This is a genomic window from Metapseudomonas otitidis, assembly GCF_900111835.1.
GTDB classification, from domain to species: Bacteria; Pseudomonadota; Gammaproteobacteria; order Pseudomonadales; family Pseudomonadaceae; genus Metapseudomonas; species Metapseudomonas otitidis.
The window spans coordinates 274,173-289,668 of sequence record NZ_FOJP01000003.1; the positions used below are offsets into that span (position 1 = coordinate 274,173).

The window sequence follows — 15,496 nt, forward strand, 5'->3', positions numbered from 1 at the left end:
AGGCGGGGCGTCTTTCCATCAGAGTTCGGCGGCGAGGCGCGAACCCTGGTTGATCGCACGCTTGGCATCCAGCTCGGCGGCCACGTCGGCACCGCCCACCAGGTGCACGGACTGCCCGGCAGCCACCAGGCCCTCGTGCAGCTCGCGCAGCGGGTCCTGGCCGGCGCAGACGATGACGGTGTCCACCGGCAGCACCTGGGGCTCGCCCTCGGCCACGCGGATGTGCAGGCCGGCGTCGTCGACCTTGAGGTACTCCACCGAGTTGAGCATCTGCACCTGTTTGTTCTTCAGGCCGGTGCGGTGGATCCAGCCGGTGGTCTTGCCCAGGCCGTCGCCGACCTTGGTCTTCTTGCGCTGCAGCAGGAACACCTGGCGGGCCGCCGCGTGGGGCTGCGGCTTGACGCCGGCGATGCCGCCACGGGCTTCCAGCGCGCCGTCGATGCCCCACTCCTTCCAGAACGCCTCGCGATCCAGGCTGGTGGAGGTGCCCTGGTGGGTGATGAACTCGGAGACGTCGAAGCCGATGCCGCCGGCGCCGATCACCGCCACGGTCTGCCCCACCGGCTTGCGCTCGAGGATGGCGTCCAGGTAGCCGATCACCTTCGGATGGTCGATGCCCGGAATGGCCGGGGTACGCGGGGCGATGCCGGTGGCCAGGATGATCTCGTCGAAGCCGCCCTTGACCAGGTCCTCGACGCTGACGCGGGTGTTCAGGCGCAGGTCGACACCGGTGGTTTCCAGCTTGCGCTTGAAGTAACGCAGGGTCTCGTAGAACTCCTCCTTGCCCGGCACGCGCTTGGCCACGTTGAACTGGCCACCGATCTCGGCAGCCGCGTCGAACAGGGTCACGCTGTGGCCGCGCTCGGCGGCGACGGTGGCACTGGCCAGGCCCGCCGGGCCGGCGCCGACCACGGCGATCTTCTTCACCTGGGTGGTGGGGATGTAGTTCAGTTCGGTTTCGTGGCAGGCGCGCGGGTTCACCAGGCAGCTGGTCAGCTTGCCCCCGAAGGTGTGGTCGAGGCAGGCCTGGTTGCAGCCGATGCAGGTGTTGATCTCGTCGCTGCGGCCTTCGGCGGCCTTGTTGACGAAGTCCGGGTCGGCGAGGAACGGACGGGCCATGGACACCATGTCGGCGTCGCCTTCGGCCAGCACCTGCTCGGCCACTTCCGGGGTGTTGATGCGGTTGGTGGTGATCAGCGGGATCTTCACCTCGCCCCGGAGCTTGGCGGTGACCTTGGTGAAGGCCGCGCGCGGCACCTTGGTGGCGATGGTGGGGATGCGCGCCTCGTGCCAGCCGATGCCGGTGTTGATGAGGGTGGCACCGGCGGCCTCGATGGCCTTGGCCAGGGTGACGATCTCGTCCCAGGTGCTGCCGCCTTCCACCAGGTCCAGCATGGACAGGCGGTAGATGATGATGAAGTTCGGGCCCACGGCCTCGCGCACGCGGCGGACGATCTCCACTGGCAGGCGCATGCGGTTCTCGTAGCTGCCACCCCAGCGGTCGGTGCGCTGGTTGGTGTGGGCAGCGAGGAACTGGTTGATGAAATAGCCTTCGGAGCCCATGACCTCGACGCCGTCGTACTCGGCCTTCTGCGCCAGCACGGAGCAGTTCACGAAGTCCTGGATCTGCTTCTCGATGCCCGCCTCATCCAGCTCGTGGGGCTTGAAGGGGTTGATCGGCGCCTGGATGGCGGACGGCGCGACCGACTTGGGGCTGTAGGCGTAGCGGCCGGCGTGGAGGATCTGCATGCAGATCTTGCCGCCCGCCTCGTGCACGGCGCGGGTGACGATGCGGTGCTTCTCGGCCTCTTCCTCGGTGGTCAGCTTGGCCGCGCCGGAGTAGACACCGCCCTCCTCGTTCGGGCCGATGCCGCCGGTCACCATCAGGCCGACGCCGCCACGGGCGCGCTCGGCGAAATAGGCGGCCATGCGCTCGAAGCCGTTGGGCTTCTCCTCCAGGCCGGTGTGCATCGACCCCATCAGGGTGCGGTTGCGCAGGGTGGTGAAGCCCAGGTCGAGGGGCGCGAGCAGGTGCGGGTAAGCGGCCATGGGGTGGTATCTCCAGCAGGCTTTTTCTCTCACGGGTGCCACGGCCTCGCGGGCCATGGTCGGTTATGGGCCAGACGATAGTCAGCGACACGAGGCCGCTCAATGATCGAAAGTGACAACTTACTGATCCAAACGCACAGCCGCCCTTGGCAAGCCGGGCCCGCTCCCCTACCCTGGCCGGCACCTTCACGATGACCGAGCCGACATGCGCAAACTGCTCTACATCTTCGCCTGTGCCCTGCTGGCCGGCCTGCTGGTGGCCTACTCGCTGTGGACCGACCGGCGCCCGGTCGGCCACTACCTGTCGGACCTGCGCAGCGAAGTGGCGGCCAACCAGGGCCAGCCCGGCGAGCGCGGCAACCTGCTGGGCATCCAGCCCGAACTCTTCGCCGCCGACTACCAGAGCGTGGAGCGCCTGCGCCTGAAGCTGGCCGCCTACCTGGGCAAGGCCCGTGACCAGGGCCTGCTCAATGCGCGCACCATCGTCGTGCTGCCCGAGCACGTCGGCACCTGGCTGGTGGCTGCCGGCGAGAAACCCCAGGTCTACGAGGCCCACCACCTCGACGAGGCGATGCTCTGGCTGGCCGCCGCCAACCCCCTGCGCCTGGCCCGCGCCCTGGCCAGCGGCCACGGCGATGATCGCTTCACCGATGCGGTCTTCCGCATGAAGGCACGGCGCATGGCCGACGACTACCAGGCGCTGTTCGGCGGCCTGGCCAGGGATTTCGGCGTGACCCTGGTGGCCGGCTCCATCCTGCTGCCCGCCCCCCGGGTCGAAGGCGGCACCCTGCGGGCCAGCGACGGCCCGCTGTACAACGTCAGCCTGGTCTTCGACGCCCACGGCCTGCCCATCGGCCAGCCGCAGCCCAAGCTGCATCCGGACCACCACGAACTCGCCTACACCCAGGCCGGCACGATCACCGGGCTGAGCGCTCTGGACACCCCCGCCGGCCGCCTGGGCGTCCTCCTCGGCGAAGACGGCCGCAGCCCCGAAGGCCGCCAGGCCCTCGCGGAACAGGGCGCGGAGCTGTTGGCCTACCCGGCCTTCGCCCCCGGCAACGGCAGCTGGGAGCGTCCACTGGCCGACGGCGCGCACGCCCTGGATCTCTGGCGTGAACAGCTGCACGCCCCCCAAGCCCGCGCGGCGCTGGCGGTATTCCTGCGTGGCCAGCTGTGGGACCTGGGCAGCGATGGCCGCAGCCTGGCAGGCAGCGCCACGGACACGGCGGTGGCCGATGCCGGGCGCGGCGCCAAGCTGGTGAACATCTGGCTATGAAGGCGCCCCGGGTCAAGCTGGGGGACCTGTCCGTCGGTTTCGTGCAGAACCTGGCGGAAACCCTGCGCGCCCACGGCCATGACCCGGTGCCGCTGCTGGACCAGTACGGCCTGGACGCCGCGCGCCTGGCCGAACCCCGGGGCCGGCTGTCCATCCCCCGCTACATGCGCCTGGGCCACGCCGCCAGCCAGTTGCTGGACGAACCCGCCCTGGGCCTGGCCATGGGCCGCCTGGGGCGCTTCAGCCAGTTGGGCCTGGCGGGCGTCACCGCCGAACAGGCGCCGAACGTGCGCGAGGCGGCCCGCGCTCTGACCCGCTTCGAGCCGCTCTACGCCCAGAACTACCGGGGCCAGTCGAGCTTCCACGAAGACGCCAGCGGAGCCTGGCTGCGCTTCTATTCCATCAGCCCGTACAACGCCTACAACCGCTTCGTGGTGGACTCGGTGCTGGCCAGCTGGGCCTGCCAGCTCGGCCATCTCGCCGGCCAGGCGCTGCAGCCGGAACGGGTCGAGATCGAGTTCCCCGCCCCGACCTACGCCGAGCGCTACGGCGAGCTGTTCGGCTGCCCGGTGGAGTTCGGCGCCGCCACCAACCAGCTGCGCCTGTCACGGGCCACCCTGGCCCTGCGCAACCCGGCCCACTGCCCCAGCACCTGGCGCCAGTTGCTGGAACTGTGCGAGCGCGAGCTGGAGCACATGACCCGCACCCGCAGCCTGCGCGAGCGCATCGCGCAGCTGCTCGGCCCCCTGCTCCACGGCCGCGAGCCCGACCTGGAAGAGGTCGCGGCGCGCCTGCAACTGCCGACCTGGACCCTGCGCCGCAAGCTCGCCGAGGAAGGCACGCAGTTCCGCAGCATTCTCAACGACACCCGCCGCGACCTGGCCATGGCCTACATCCGCGACACCGAGCTGGCCTTCGGCGAGATCGCCTACCTGCTGGGCTTCGCCTCGGCCGAGGCCTTCCAGCGCGCGTTCAAGCGCTGGAGCGGCAGCACTCCCGGCGAATTCCGCCGCGCCCAGCGCCAGGTCGGCTGATCACAGTTCGGTGGCGTCGTCGGCGGGCTCGGGCATGTCGCGCTCGCGGGCATGCAGGTCGAGCAGTTCTTCCTGGTAATCATCCATCTCAGTTCCCTCCCTGGGCGGCCTTGTCCAGGCCCCTCTGGGAAGTAACGAACCGGCTGAAGCGAAATCCAGGAATCTCCCATGCAGCGTGCTGCCATGGCCCTAGGGCTGTGCAGCGGTTCTGGAAGGAAGGAAGCCCAGGCCAACCGGCCAGGACCTCGGCAGGCCTATAAAAGGCAGGCAAAGAAAAAGCCCCCAGGTATCGCTACCTGAGGGCTTTCGTATATGGCGCAGCGGACGGGACTCGAACCCGCGACCCCCGGCGTGACAGGCCGGTATTCTAACCGACTGAACTACCGCTGCGCGTCGGTTTGGACTTGCGTCCGGTGGAGCTTTGCTTTGGAGCGTCTGGCGCTTGCCTTTCGGCCTTCGCCTCATCCCGGGCAGGACCCTGGATGGAAGAAAAGTGGCGCAGCGGACGGGACTCGAACCCGCGACCCCCGGCGTGACAGGCCGGTATTCTAACCGACTGAACTACCGCTGCGCGTCGGCCGGACTTTCGTCCGAAGTATCACAAGGAGTGGTGGGTGATGACGGGATCGAACCGCCGACCCTCTGCTTGTAAGGCAGATGCTCTCCCGGCTGAGCTAATCACCCATCGCCTTGCGAGGCGCGCAATTTACGCAGAGGGCTCACCTAAGTCAACACCCTGCTTGAAGTTTTTTTCATCGAGGCGATTTTTCGAGGGGCTGAGGGGACGTCTTCGCCGCGTCCCTTTTCCCGCTCGACCGATGACTCAGCCGCCGACCCGCAGGGTCAGCCGGGCGGCAACGCGTCCTTCTTCCGCACGATCGAGCCCGGCTTCCTCGATGCGCACGCCCTGGGCCTCCAGCGCCACGAACCAGCGCAGCAGCTGGGGGAAGGCGGTGGGCTGCAAGCTGACCTGCACCTGGCCGGGTGCATCGCTGTCCATGCGCTCCACCGAAAGGCCCTGCTCTGCGGCACTGGCGGTGACCAGCCCCTGCAGGCGCTCGGGCTCGACACTGGCCTGGGGCCGCTCGACGCCGGCCCGCGCCTGGGGCGCCTGGGCCTGCATGTAGAGGTTCAGCGCGCGCTGCTGCTCGAAATACCGGCGCGCCTCCAGCATCCCGTTGTGGGCAGGACGCCAGAGGGCCAGGTACAGCAGCACCAGCGCCAGGAAACCACCCAGCGCCGCCAGTGCCAGCCGGTCGCGGGGTGGCAGGGCTTGCCAGCGGGTCGCGGCGCTGGAGGCCTGCCAGTGGGTCTGCAAACGATCCCTGAGAGTGACCATGCTCATCCTCCGATCACCAGTCGCGCGCTCACGCTGTCACCTTCCCGGCTGGCAGAGCCCATCTGCACGGCCAGCCCGGCGCCGATCAGGCGCTCGCGCAGCCGCTCCAGTGCGTCGAACCCGGGGGCCTGCACCTGCAGGGCCAGGTCGCCACGGGTTTCGCTGAAATCCAGTTGCTGGATGCGCACCACGGCGCCGTCTTCCAGCAAGGCCCCGGAGGCCTGTCCGAGGGTTTCCAGTAGCTTGCCCTGCCCGGGCCGGTTGCCGTCGGCCAGGTGCTGGTCGAACTGCGCCCGGAGGTTCACCAGCCGGGTGTCCTGGGGAAACAGGTCGCGGTACAGCGCCTCGTTGGCCTGGGCATAGGCATCCCCCTGGTGCCGCAGGTGCCAGCCCTGGGCCAGGTAGAAGCCGCACTGCAGGACCGCCCACAGCCCCACGAGCCCCAGTGCCGGCCGCCACAGCGCCCACTGACGGTTGCGCTGGCGGACCTCGAAGTCGCCCTGGGCCAGTTCGGTGCCCTGCCAGCGCGCCAGGTCGACGTGGCTGTCCTGCACGCCCTCCCAGCGTTCGATGCCCTCCAGGCTGCGACGGTCGGCGCTCGCCTGGCCGATCCACGGGTGCGGACAGGCCTCGCGCAGCATCGACCAGTCCTCGTCCTGCACGCTCAGGCGGGAGACGCCCTCCCCGCCCAACAGCCAGCGGCCATCCAGCCAGAACAGCCGGGTGCCTTCCAGCGGCAGCAGGTCCGCGTCTACCTGCAGGCTGGCCGGCGAGGTACCGCTCGCCGCCGCCAGGTCGATCCACGACGCCAGCCAGGCCCGGCGCACGGCCAGGACCCGGTGGCGACCGTCCTCCAGGGGCTCCCCCACGGCCAGGTGCAGGCCGTCCACGTCCTCGGCCAGCAGTTCCTCCACCGCGAACGGCAGGGCCTGGCGCAACCAGCGCGCCTTTTGCGTCGGCAGGCGCACGGCACAGGCGGTCACCGCCTCCACGGGCAGCACCAGCCGCCAGTTTTTGCCTGCGGCTGCCACGGCGTCGGCGAACGGCAGTCGCCGCACCTCGCCCCCACTGACCAGTCGTACCTCCAGGTCACCCATGCCCCACTGCAGGGCCTGGGGCGGGAGGAACACGCTCGTCTGAATCATTGTTTGTCCTGCTCCTTGTTGAGGGTGAGCGGCAATCCGCCCTGTCCCAGGTCGCGCGCCAGCACCCGTACCCGACCGTCATTGCTGCGCTGCAGGGTGCTCACCAGCACCTGCCGGCGGTCGCCCAGACGGACTTCGCTGGTCACGCGGAAATATTCACTGCCCACTGCCAGGCCCTGGGCTTCGAGGCCGAGGCCCGCCAGAGCCGGCTGGCCGAGGAAGGCGTCCACCGTCTTGAACCCTTCACGGCCGCGGGCCGCCACCAGGGATTCGGCCACCGAGGGGCTGAGGGTGTCGCCCAGGCTGGAGAGCACCAGGGCCCCGGCGGTGTTGACATTGAGGGTGGCGTCGCTGGGCAGGGCGGTAACGAAGGGCAGCAGGCGACGGTAGTCGGCCTCCGTCATGCCGGCCAGCAGGCGCAGCTCGGATACGTCCGCCATCACGCGGTTGGCCGCGCGATAAGGCGGCTGGTTCAGCAGGTACTGGTTGTCTTCGGCGCCATTGGCACCGGTAGGCTCCTGGTCCTTGTCCAGCCAGTCCACCAGGCGTTCGCCGTAGGGCGCCTCGATGCCCAGGCGCAGCAGCAGACGGCGGAACTGCTTGAGCCCCTGCTCGTTTACCCGGCCCTGGCGCACCACGCCATTGAGGTTGAAGCGTGCGGTGGCGTCCTCGATGCGCACAACCAGTTCACCGCCGTCGTCCAGCGGGAAGCTGGTCAGGGGCCGCGCCCAGGCTTCACCCAGGTGGTCCACCGGGGTGCGCGGGTCACCGGCGCGCAGATCACGCACCAGGATCGCCCGGGCAAGCGCCTCGCCCCCGAGGGCGTACTGCAACGCCTGGCGGGTGTGCAACTGGTTGGCACTGGAGCGAATGGCCAGTTCCTGGCGGGCGATGAGCCCGGCACAGACGACCGTCACCACAGCCACCACCAGCAGCACGGTGATCAGGGCCACGCCCCGTTGTGCTCTCACTGGGCGCCCTCCTCGGGAAGCGGTGTGTCCGAGTCGGGATCGGTGCTGTTGGGTACCGGTTTGCGCTCCGGCGGCTCGTCCACCAGCCGCAGGACACGGCGCAGCTCACCGTAGCGGCGGTGCTCCAGGGTCACTTCGACGGCCTTCGGTACTTTCTCCAGGCGCTTGCTGTCGCTTTCGCCGTCCGGCGGCCAGGTCTCCAGCCAGTTGTCGTCCTTGTCCAGGTAGCGCAGGCGCATCCGTGTGACGCCATCCAGCGCCTCCTGGACCCGGGGCTGGCTGTCCTGGGCCTGGTCGAGCACCGTCCAGTAGCGGCGTTCGAGCTTTTCCCCGGAGAGCTGCCAGCGCACCCGCTGCAGGCCCGAGCGCAGCGCGCCCATGGGGTTGCGCCAGCCGCTGCGGGTGAATTCGACGCTGTCGTTGTCGGCACGCTCGCCCAGCAGGGCGCTGCGCCATTCGCCGTTGGGGTCACGCACCGGGCGCACCACCACCTGCTGCAGATCACGCTCCAGTGCGGCCATGGCACGCACCAGCTCGCGCAGCTGCTGCTCTTGCACGCGGGTGGCGCGGTCGGTGGCCAGCACGCTGTCGAGCATGCGGTAGGTGCCCAGGGCCAGCAGCGCGAAGATGGCGATGGCGATCAGCAGTTCCAGCAGGGTGAAGCCACGCTGGCGGGTCATGGTGCGGTCTCGATGAGGCCGACCAGGCGAGCCGCAGCGCGCTCTTCCAGCTTGCCGCGCTCGCTGCGCTCGGGCCGCTGCGCCACCCACAGGGTGACCCGGCGCAGGGCGGGGTCGGAGGTGGCCTCCACCTGGCTCTGCCATTCCCAGCGCCGGCCGGCCATCTGCACCTCGCCCTGGTCGCGGCCTTCAGCAGGGGGCGTGCGGCTCAGCTGCATCTCGGTGAGGCGGTTGTCGGCCACCCACATGGCCAGGGTCTTGTCTTCCAAGCGGGCGGCGTTGCGCAGGCTGCGGCCGCTGGCGGTGAGCACCGAGGCGGCGACCACGGCGAATATCGCCAGGGCCACCAGCACTTCCAGCAGGGTGAAGCCGCGCAGCGCTTTCATCCGGCGCGCCCCCGCACGACCGGTTCGATTCGCGGCAGGCGGAAGCCGTCGCTGCTCAGTTGCAGGCGAATACCGTCCTTGCTGCGCTCACCCATCTCCAGGCGGAACGGGCTAAGTTCGCCGCTGGAGAGAATCAGCAATTGCGGCGCCCGGGCGTTCGGGCTGCCCTTCTTCTCATCCCCATCGGTAACGCTGCCCGGCAGCACCAGGGCATCGCCTTCCAGCTCGAGCTTCATCTCCGCCCAGGCGGGCAGCACGTGGGGCTGCTTGCCCACCGGCTCCCAGCGGGCCTTGGCCTCGTCGAAGCGCAGCACCTGGTAGCGGTCGTTTTCCAGGCGCAGGCCGTACTCGCGGTTGTCCAGCACGGCCTCGTCCACCAGCACGCCGATCAGGCCGGCCAGGCGCTCGGCTTCGTTGTTCAGTTCACGCGAGGGCCCGGCAATGCCGGTGCTGAAGACTGCCAGCCCGACCAGGCAGCCGATGATCACCAGGACCACCAGCAGCTCGATCAGGGTGAAGCCCCGGGCCCCGCGCGCGCCCATCAGTTGTCCCAGTTACCGATGTCGGCATCGGCGTCGGTACCGCCTTCCTTGCCGTCGGCACCGAAGGAATACAGGTCGTACGGGCCCTTGGTGCCCGGCGCCAGGTACTGGTAGGGGTTGCCCCACGGGTCGACCGGCAGGCGCTTGAGGTAGCCGTCCTTGTTCCAGTTCTTCGGCTGCGGGTTGCCGCTTGGCTTCTTCACCAGCGCCTCCAGGCCCTGCTGGGTACTGGGGTAGGCGAAGTTGTCCAGCTTGTACATGTCCAGGGCGGCGCCGACGGCCTTGATGTCGCCCTTGGCGACGGTGATCTTGGCCTGGTCCGGGCGGTTCATCACCTGGGGCACTACCAGCGCGGCGAGGATGCCGAGGATGACCACCACCACCATGATTTCGATGAGGGTGAAGCCCCTCTGTAGACGGCTCGATTTCACGCGTTTACCCCACGAGTTGGTTGAGAGAAAGGATGGGCAGGAGAATAGCCAGGACGATGACCAATACCACGGCGCCCATGAACACCAGCATGAAGGGCTCGAACAGCCCCACCAGCAGCGCGATCTGCGCGGCCAGGTCGTTTTCCTGGTTGCGGGCGGTGCGGGCCAGCATCTGGTCCAGCTCGCCGGAACGTTCGCCGCTGGCCACCATGTGCAGCATCATCGGCGGGAACTGACCGGTTTGCTCCAAGGCGCGGGTCAGGCTGCCGCCTTCGCGCACTTTCTGTGCGGCCAGCACCACTTCGGCACGGATCACCCGGTTGGCGATGACCTCGGCGGCAATGCCGAGGGCCTCCACCAGCGGTACGCCGCTCCGGGTGAGGATCGCCAGGGTAGAGGCGAAGCGCGCAGTGTCGGTGGCACGCACCAGCCGCCCCACCAAAGGCACCCGCAGCAGGATGCCGTGCCAGCGCTGGCGCGCCGCCTCCTGGCGCAGCGCCAGGCGGATCGCGGTGATGCCGGCCACCAGCAGCAGGATGGCCAGCCAGCCCCAGTGCTTGACCAGGTCGCTGAGGGCGATCAGGCCACGGGTGAGCAGCGGCAGGGTCTGCCCGGAATCGATGAACACCCGCACCACGTCCGGCACCACGAAGCCCAGCAGGAAGCCGACGATGCCGAGGGAGGCGCACATCAGGATCACCGGGTAGAGCAGCGCCAGCTGGATCTTCTGCCGCGACTGCTGGCGTTGTTCGGTGTAGTCCGCCAGTTGTTCCAGCACCGGGCCGAGGTGGCCGGCGTGCTCCCCTGCCGAAACGGTGGCGCGGTAGAGCTCGGGGAAGGCAGCGGGAAACTCGCGCAGGCTGCCGGCCAGGCTGTGACCCTCCAGCACCTTGGCACGCACCGCCAGCAGCATCGACTGGATGCGCGATGAAGTGGACTGGGCCGCCGCAGCACGCAAGGCCTCTTCGATGGGCAGCGCCGCCTGCACAAGAGTCGCCAGTTGGCGCGTCACCAGGGCCAGGTCGCGGGCGGACAGCCCCCGGGCGAAGCCGAAGCGCTGGCCGCCGACGGCCTGCTCGCGGGTGCGGGTGGCCTTGACCTCCAGCGGCGCCAGCTGCCGCTCGCGCAGCAATTGGCGGACCTGCCGGGCACTGTCGGCCTCCAGCACGCCCTTCTGCTGGCGTCCGCGGGCGTCCAGGGCGATGTATTCGAAGGCGGCCATTTATTCTTCCCGGGTTACGCGGAGGACTTCTTCCACGGTCGTCACGCCTTCCAGCACCTTGCGCTTGCCGTCGTCACGGATGCTCGGGCCTGAGCGGCGGGCGTGGCGGGTCATCTCCTGCTCGGAGGCGGCGTTGTGGATCAGGCTGCGCATGTGGTCGTCGAACACCACCAGCTCGTAGATGCCGGTTCGCCCGCGATAGCCCTGCTGGTGGCATTCGCTGCAGCCACGTGCGTGATAGAGGGTGACCGGCTGCGTCGGGTCGACGCCCAGCAGCTGGCATTCGGCAGCGTCGGCCTGGTAGGCCTCCTTGCAGTGCGGGCAGAGCACCCGCACCAGGCGCTGGGCCAGCACGCCCAGCAGGGAAGACGACAACAGGAAGGGCTCGACGCCCATGTCCACCAGGCGGGTGATGGCCCCGATGGCGCTGTTGGTGTGCAGGGTAGAGAGCACCAGGTGACCGGTGAGCGAGGCCTGCACGGCGATCTCGGCGGTCTCGTGGTCGCGGATCTCGCCCACCATCACCACGTCCGGGTCCTGACGCAGGATGGCCCGCAGGCCCCGGGCGAAAGTCATGTCCACCTTGGGGTTGACCTGGGTCTGGCCGATGCCTTCCAGGTGGTACTCGATGGGGTCCTCGACCGTGAGGATGTTGCGGGTACGGTCGTTGAGAGTGGTGAGGCTGGCGTAGAGGGTGGTGGTCTTGCCCGAGCCGGTGGGGCCGGTGACCAGCAGGATGCCGTGGGGCTTGCGCACGGTCTCCTCCATCAGCGCGCGGTCCCGTGCACTCATGCCCAGGTGTTGCAGGGTCAGGCGCCCGGCCTGCTTGTCGAGCAAACGCAGCACCACGCGCTCGCCATTGGCCGAGGGCAGCGTGGAGACGCGGATGTCCACCTCGCGGCCGGCCACCCGCAGGGAAATGCGGCCGTCCTGTGGGATGCGCTTCTCGGCGATGTCGAGCTTGGCCATGACCTTGATCCGCGACACCAGCAGCGCCGCCAGCTCGCGCTTGGGCTCCAGCACTTCGCGCAGGATGCCGTCGACGCGGAAGCGCACCACGAGGCGCTTCTCGAAGGTTTCCAGGTGGATGTCCGAGGCGTTCTCGCGGATCGCCTCGCCGAGGATGGCGTTGATCAGGCGGATGATCGGTGCGTCGTCCTCCTGCTCCATCAGGTCGGTGGTCTCGGGCATCTGCTCGGCCAGCGCGGCAAGGTCCAGGCTGCCGCCCAGGTCCTCGGCCAACTGCATGGTGGCGGACGAATCGTGTTGATAGGCCTGGGCCAGGGCCTGGTCGAAGGCCTCGGGGGCAAGCGCCCGGAACGGCAGGCTGCGCCCGACGAAGCGGCGGGCCTCGGCCAGGGCCACCAGCTCGGCGCCCTGGCGATGGGCCAGGCAGGGTTCGGCGCCATCCTGAAGGAAGACACCGTGTCGTTTGGCGAAACCGAATGGCAGGCGCCGCAGCGGCGCGTCCAGCGAAGAGGAATTCATCCGTGTCATGCCTTAATGAAATCACCCCGGAAACGTCTAGCACGGGGTCTGACGGTTGTTCGGCGAATCCCTGCCGAATTCTTTTCGTTGTGCTGCCGGATGCACGGCAAGTCGTAAAAAAACGGCGCTATCTTTAGCACATCGTCGCCGGTCGTACATCTTCCGGACGCTTGCAGCGTGATCCATTCGTGCTGCTATGATCAACGCACTTTTTCCCCGACGTCCCCCCACAATCACCACTGACTCGCCTCGCGGAGACCCTCTTTTGCACGTTCCAGGTGCCCGATATCGCTTGCAGGAAAAGGCCCCCGTCGTCGTCGGGGTGGCGCTGGTCGCAGCGATGAGCCTGAGCCTCGCCTGGCAGACCGCCGACTGGATCCGCCTGCTGCGCGCGCCCGCCCCCACCAGTAGCGACAGCCCGCAAGCGGCGGCGGTTCCGCCCAGCCTCGACCGCCTGGAGCGCCTGTTCGGCCCGGCCCGCATCCAGCAGGAGGGACCGCCGCCGGCGACCAACCTGCGCCTGGTGCTGCTGGGCAGTTTCATCAACGCCGACCCGGCACGTTCCAGCGCCATCATCCGCGCGGACGACAACAAGCCGAGGCGGATACTGGCAGGCGAGTCGATCAGCGACGGCGTACGCTTGCACGCTGTCTACCGCGACCGGGTGGAGATCGAACGGGGTGGCCGCCTGGAGACCCTGACCTTTCCCCATACCCGCCCCAGTGCAACCGTTTCGCCGGTGATGGACGCAGCGCCCGCCGACGGAGCGATCGAGGCACTCGAAGGCCTTCAGGACGAGAATGCCGCCGAGCTGCGTGAGCGCATGGAAGCCCTCAGAAAACAGATGGAAGAATCCGGCGGCCTGCCCCCGGACTCACCGCCCGAACAGCCCATGGAAAGCGAATGAATCAATGCCCACAGCCCTCTCGCGCCTGAGTATTGCCGTACTGGTCGCCGGACTTGCGACCGCCCCGCTCCCCGTTTTCGCCGCCGAACCCGTTTCCGCCTCCAGCAGCAGCCAGCAGGACAGCTGGACGATCAACCTCAAGGATGCGGACATTCGCGAATTCGTCGACCAGGTGGCCGACATCACCGGGCAGACCTTCATCGTCGACCCGCGGGTGAAGGGCCAGGTGAGCGTGGTCTCCAAGGCGCCGCTGAGCCTGTCGGAGGTCTACCAGCTGTTCCTCTCGGTGATGGCCACCCACGGCTTCACCGTGATCACCCAGGGTGACCAGGCGCGGATCATCCCCAACGCCGAGGCCAAGGCCGAAGCCGGTAGCGGCCCGGAAGCGCCGGACACGCTGGAGACCCGGGTGATCCAGGTCCAGCACGCGCCGGTCACCGAGCTGATCCCGCTGATCCGCCCGCTGGTGCCGCAGTACGGCCACCTGGCCGCGGTAACCTCGGCCAACGCACTGATCATCAGCGACCGCGCCGCCAACATCGCCCGCATCGAAGACCTGATGCGCCAGCTGGACCAGAAGGGCGACCGCGACTACACCGTGCTCAACCTGCAGAACGCCTGGGTGATGGACGCCGCCGAGGTGCTCAACAACGCCGTCACACGCGGCCAGGCCAAGGGCACCAACGCCGCCCAGGTGATCGCCGACTCCCGCACCAACCGCCTGATCATCGTCGGCCCGCCTTCGGCCCGGGCCAAGCTGGTGTCCCTAGCGCAGTCCCTGGACACACCCACCGCGCGCTCGGCCAATACCCGGGTGATCCGCCTGCGCCACAACGATGCCAAGGCCCTGGCGACCACCCTCGGCGAGATTTCCGAGGGCCTCAAGTCCCCCGAAGGCACCGAGCAGAAGGGCAAGCCGCAGAACATCCTCATCCGCGCCGACGAGAGCCTCAATGCCCTGGTGCTGCTGGCCGAACCGGACACAGTGAATGCACTGGAAGACATCGTCCGCCAGCTGGACGTGCCACGCGCCCAGGTGATGGTGGAAGCCGCCATTGTGGAAATCTCCGGCGACATCAGCGACGCCCTCGGCGTGCAGTGGGCCGTGGACGCCCGTGGCCGCACCGGTGGCCTGGGCGGCGCCAATTTCGCCAACACCGGCCTGTCGGTGGGCACCGTGCTCAAGGCCATCCAGGACAAGAAGGTGCCGGACTCGCTGCCGGACGGCGCCATCATCGGCGTCGGCACCGACCACTTCGGCGCCCTGGTCACGGCATTGTCGGCCAACAGCAAGAGCAACCTGCTCTCCACGCCGAGCCTGCTGACCCTGGACAACCAGAAGGCGGAGATTCTGGTGGGCCAGAACGTGCCCTTCCAGACCGGCTCCTACACCACGGGCTCGACCGGCGCCAGCAACCCCTTCACCACCATCGAGCGCAAGGACATCGGCGTGACCCTCAAGGTCACCCCGCACATCAACGAAGGCGCCACCCTGCGCCTGGAGATCGAGCAGGAAATCTCCTCCATCGCCCCGACGGCCAGCGTCAGCGCACAGGCCGTCGACCTGATCACCAACAAGCGCTCGATCAAGAGCACCATCCTCGCCGAGGACGGCCAGGTGATCGTGCTCGGCGGCCTGATCCAGGACGACATCACCACCACCGATTCCAAGGTGCCGCTGCTGGGCGACATCCCCCTGCTCGGCCGGCTGTTCCGCTCCACCAAGGACAGCCATGTGAAACGCAACCTGATGGTGTTCCTGCGGCCCACCGTGGTGCGCGACCGCGCCGGCCTGGCGGCGTTGTCAGGCAAGAAGTACAGCGACATCCGCGTACTTGGCGATCCGGGCCCGCAACGCAGCCGCCCGAGCATCCTGCCGTCCGAACCGGCCCAGCTGTTCGACGGCCAGGGCACCCCGGCCATCGACCTGCGCCCCTGAAACGCAAACGGGCGGTGACGCGCCAGCGCCACCGCCCGTTCAGGCCCCTCCCCGACTTCAGGGCACCTCTAAAAACTACCTGCGTTG

The 15,496-nt window shown here is 68.6% G+C and carries 14 protein-coding genes and 3 tRNA genes; 4 read left to right on the forward strand and 13 right to left on the reverse strand.

What is annotated here, in order from left to right:
- Positions 1–18: 18 nt before the first annotated feature.
- A complete protein-coding gene (locus BM198_RS05610) occupies positions 19–2,049 on the reverse strand; it encodes an NADPH-dependent 2,4-dienoyl-CoA reductase (protein WP_074968442.1) in 2,031 nt (676 codons plus the stop codon).
- A 205-nt stretch (positions 2,050–2,254) separates the two neighbouring features.
- Between BM198_RS05610 and BM198_RS05615 the strand changes: the two genes are divergently transcribed.
- Positions 2,255–3,325: a carbon-nitrogen hydrolase family protein gene (locus tag BM198_RS05615; RefSeq protein ID WP_074968444.1), complete on the forward strand. Its 1,071-nt coding sequence runs from the start codon at positions 2,255–2,257 to the stop codon at positions 3,323–3,325.
- On the forward strand, positions 3,322–4,359 hold the full coding sequence (locus BM198_RS05620; protein ID WP_044408597.1) for an AraC family transcriptional regulator: 1,038 nt from the start codon (positions 3,322–3,324) through the stop codon (positions 4,357–4,359). Before BM198_RS05615 ends, BM198_RS05620 begins: the two co-directional genes overlap by 4 nt.
- 313 nt (positions 4,360–4,672) lie before the next feature.
- Here BM198_RS05620 and BM198_RS05625 read toward each other — a convergent pair.
- The 12 genes from BM198_RS05625 to gspE all read right to left on the reverse strand — a co-directional run bounded on the left by BM198_RS05625 (position 4,673) and on the right by gspE (position 12,563).
- Positions 4,673–4,749: transfer RNA gene (locus tag BM198_RS05625), tRNA-Asp, on the reverse strand.
- A 104-nt stretch (positions 4,750–4,853) separates the two neighbouring features.
- Positions 4,854–4,930, reverse strand: a tRNA-Asp gene (locus BM198_RS05630).
- A gap of 37 nt (positions 4,931–4,967) precedes the next feature.
- Positions 4,968–5,043: transfer RNA gene (locus BM198_RS05635), tRNA-Val, on the reverse strand.
- Between the two features lie 139 nt (positions 5,044–5,182).
- Positions 5,183–5,704 carry a type II secretion system protein M gene (locus tag BM198_RS05640; RefSeq protein ID WP_107328347.1) on the reverse strand — a complete coding sequence of 174 codons (522 nt, stop codon included), beginning with the start codon at positions 5,702–5,704 and terminating at the stop codon, positions 5,183–5,185.
- Positions 5,701–6,843 (reverse strand): type II secretion system protein GspL, encoded by a 1,143-nt coding sequence (gene gspL / locus BM198_RS05645; RefSeq protein WP_074968448.1) that lies wholly within the window; start codon positions 6,841–6,843, stop codon positions 5,701–5,703. Before gspL ends, BM198_RS05640 begins: the two co-directional genes overlap by 4 nt.
- The gene (gspK, locus tag BM198_RS05650) at positions 6,840–7,814 is read right to left on the reverse strand and encodes a type II secretion system minor pseudopilin GspK (protein WP_074968450.1); all 975 of its coding nucleotides are present in this window, start codon (positions 7,812–7,814) and stop codon (positions 6,840–6,842) included. Before gspK ends, gspL begins: the two co-directional genes overlap by 4 nt.
- On the reverse strand, positions 7,811–8,494 hold the full coding sequence (gspJ, locus tag BM198_RS05655) for a type II secretion system minor pseudopilin GspJ (protein ID WP_074968452.1): 684 nt from the start codon (positions 8,492–8,494) through the stop codon (positions 7,811–7,813). The genes gspK and gspJ overlap by 4 nt, the downstream gene beginning before the upstream one ends.
- Complete coding sequence (gspI, locus tag BM198_RS05660) at positions 8,491–8,880, reverse strand: type II secretion system minor pseudopilin GspI (protein WP_074968454.1); 390 nt, start codon at positions 8,878–8,880, stop codon at positions 8,491–8,493. The genes gspJ and gspI overlap by 4 nt, the downstream gene beginning before the upstream one ends.
- Complete coding sequence (gspH, locus tag BM198_RS05665; protein ID WP_044408610.1) at positions 8,877–9,422, reverse strand: type II secretion system minor pseudopilin GspH; 546 nt, start codon at positions 9,420–9,422, stop codon at positions 8,877–8,879. Before gspH ends, gspI begins: the two co-directional genes overlap by 4 nt.
- Entirely contained in the window at positions 9,422–9,808 is a 387-nt protein-coding gene (gene gspG / locus BM198_RS05670; RefSeq protein WP_044408614.1) for a type II secretion system major pseudopilin GspG, read from the reverse strand. Before gspG ends, gspH begins: the two co-directional genes overlap by 1 nt.
- 49 nt (positions 9,809–9,857) lie before the next feature.
- The gene (xcpS, locus tag BM198_RS05675; RefSeq protein ID WP_074968456.1) at positions 9,858–11,075 is read right to left on the reverse strand and encodes a GspF family T2SS innner membrane protein variant XcpS; all 1,218 of its coding nucleotides are present in this window, start codon (positions 11,073–11,075) and stop codon (positions 9,858–9,860) included.
- Positions 11,076–12,563: a type II secretion system ATPase GspE gene (gene gspE / locus BM198_RS05680; protein ID WP_083422335.1), complete on the reverse strand. Its 1,488-nt coding sequence runs from the start codon at positions 12,561–12,563 to the stop codon at positions 11,076–11,078.
- Positions 12,564–12,903: 340 nt separating this feature from the next.
- Here gspE and BM198_RS05685 point away from each other — a divergent pair, with 340 nt between their 5' ends.
- Entirely contained in the window at positions 12,904–13,470 is a 567-nt protein-coding gene (locus BM198_RS05685) for a type II secretion system protein N (RefSeq protein ID WP_236210278.1), read from the forward strand.
- 4 nt (positions 13,471–13,474) lie between these two features.
- The gene (gene gspD / locus BM198_RS05690; RefSeq protein ID WP_044408626.1) at positions 13,475–15,409 is read left to right on the forward strand and encodes a type II secretion system secretin GspD; all 1,935 of its coding nucleotides are present in this window, start codon (positions 13,475–13,477) and stop codon (positions 15,407–15,409) included.
- Positions 15,410–15,496: the final 87 nt, after the last annotated feature.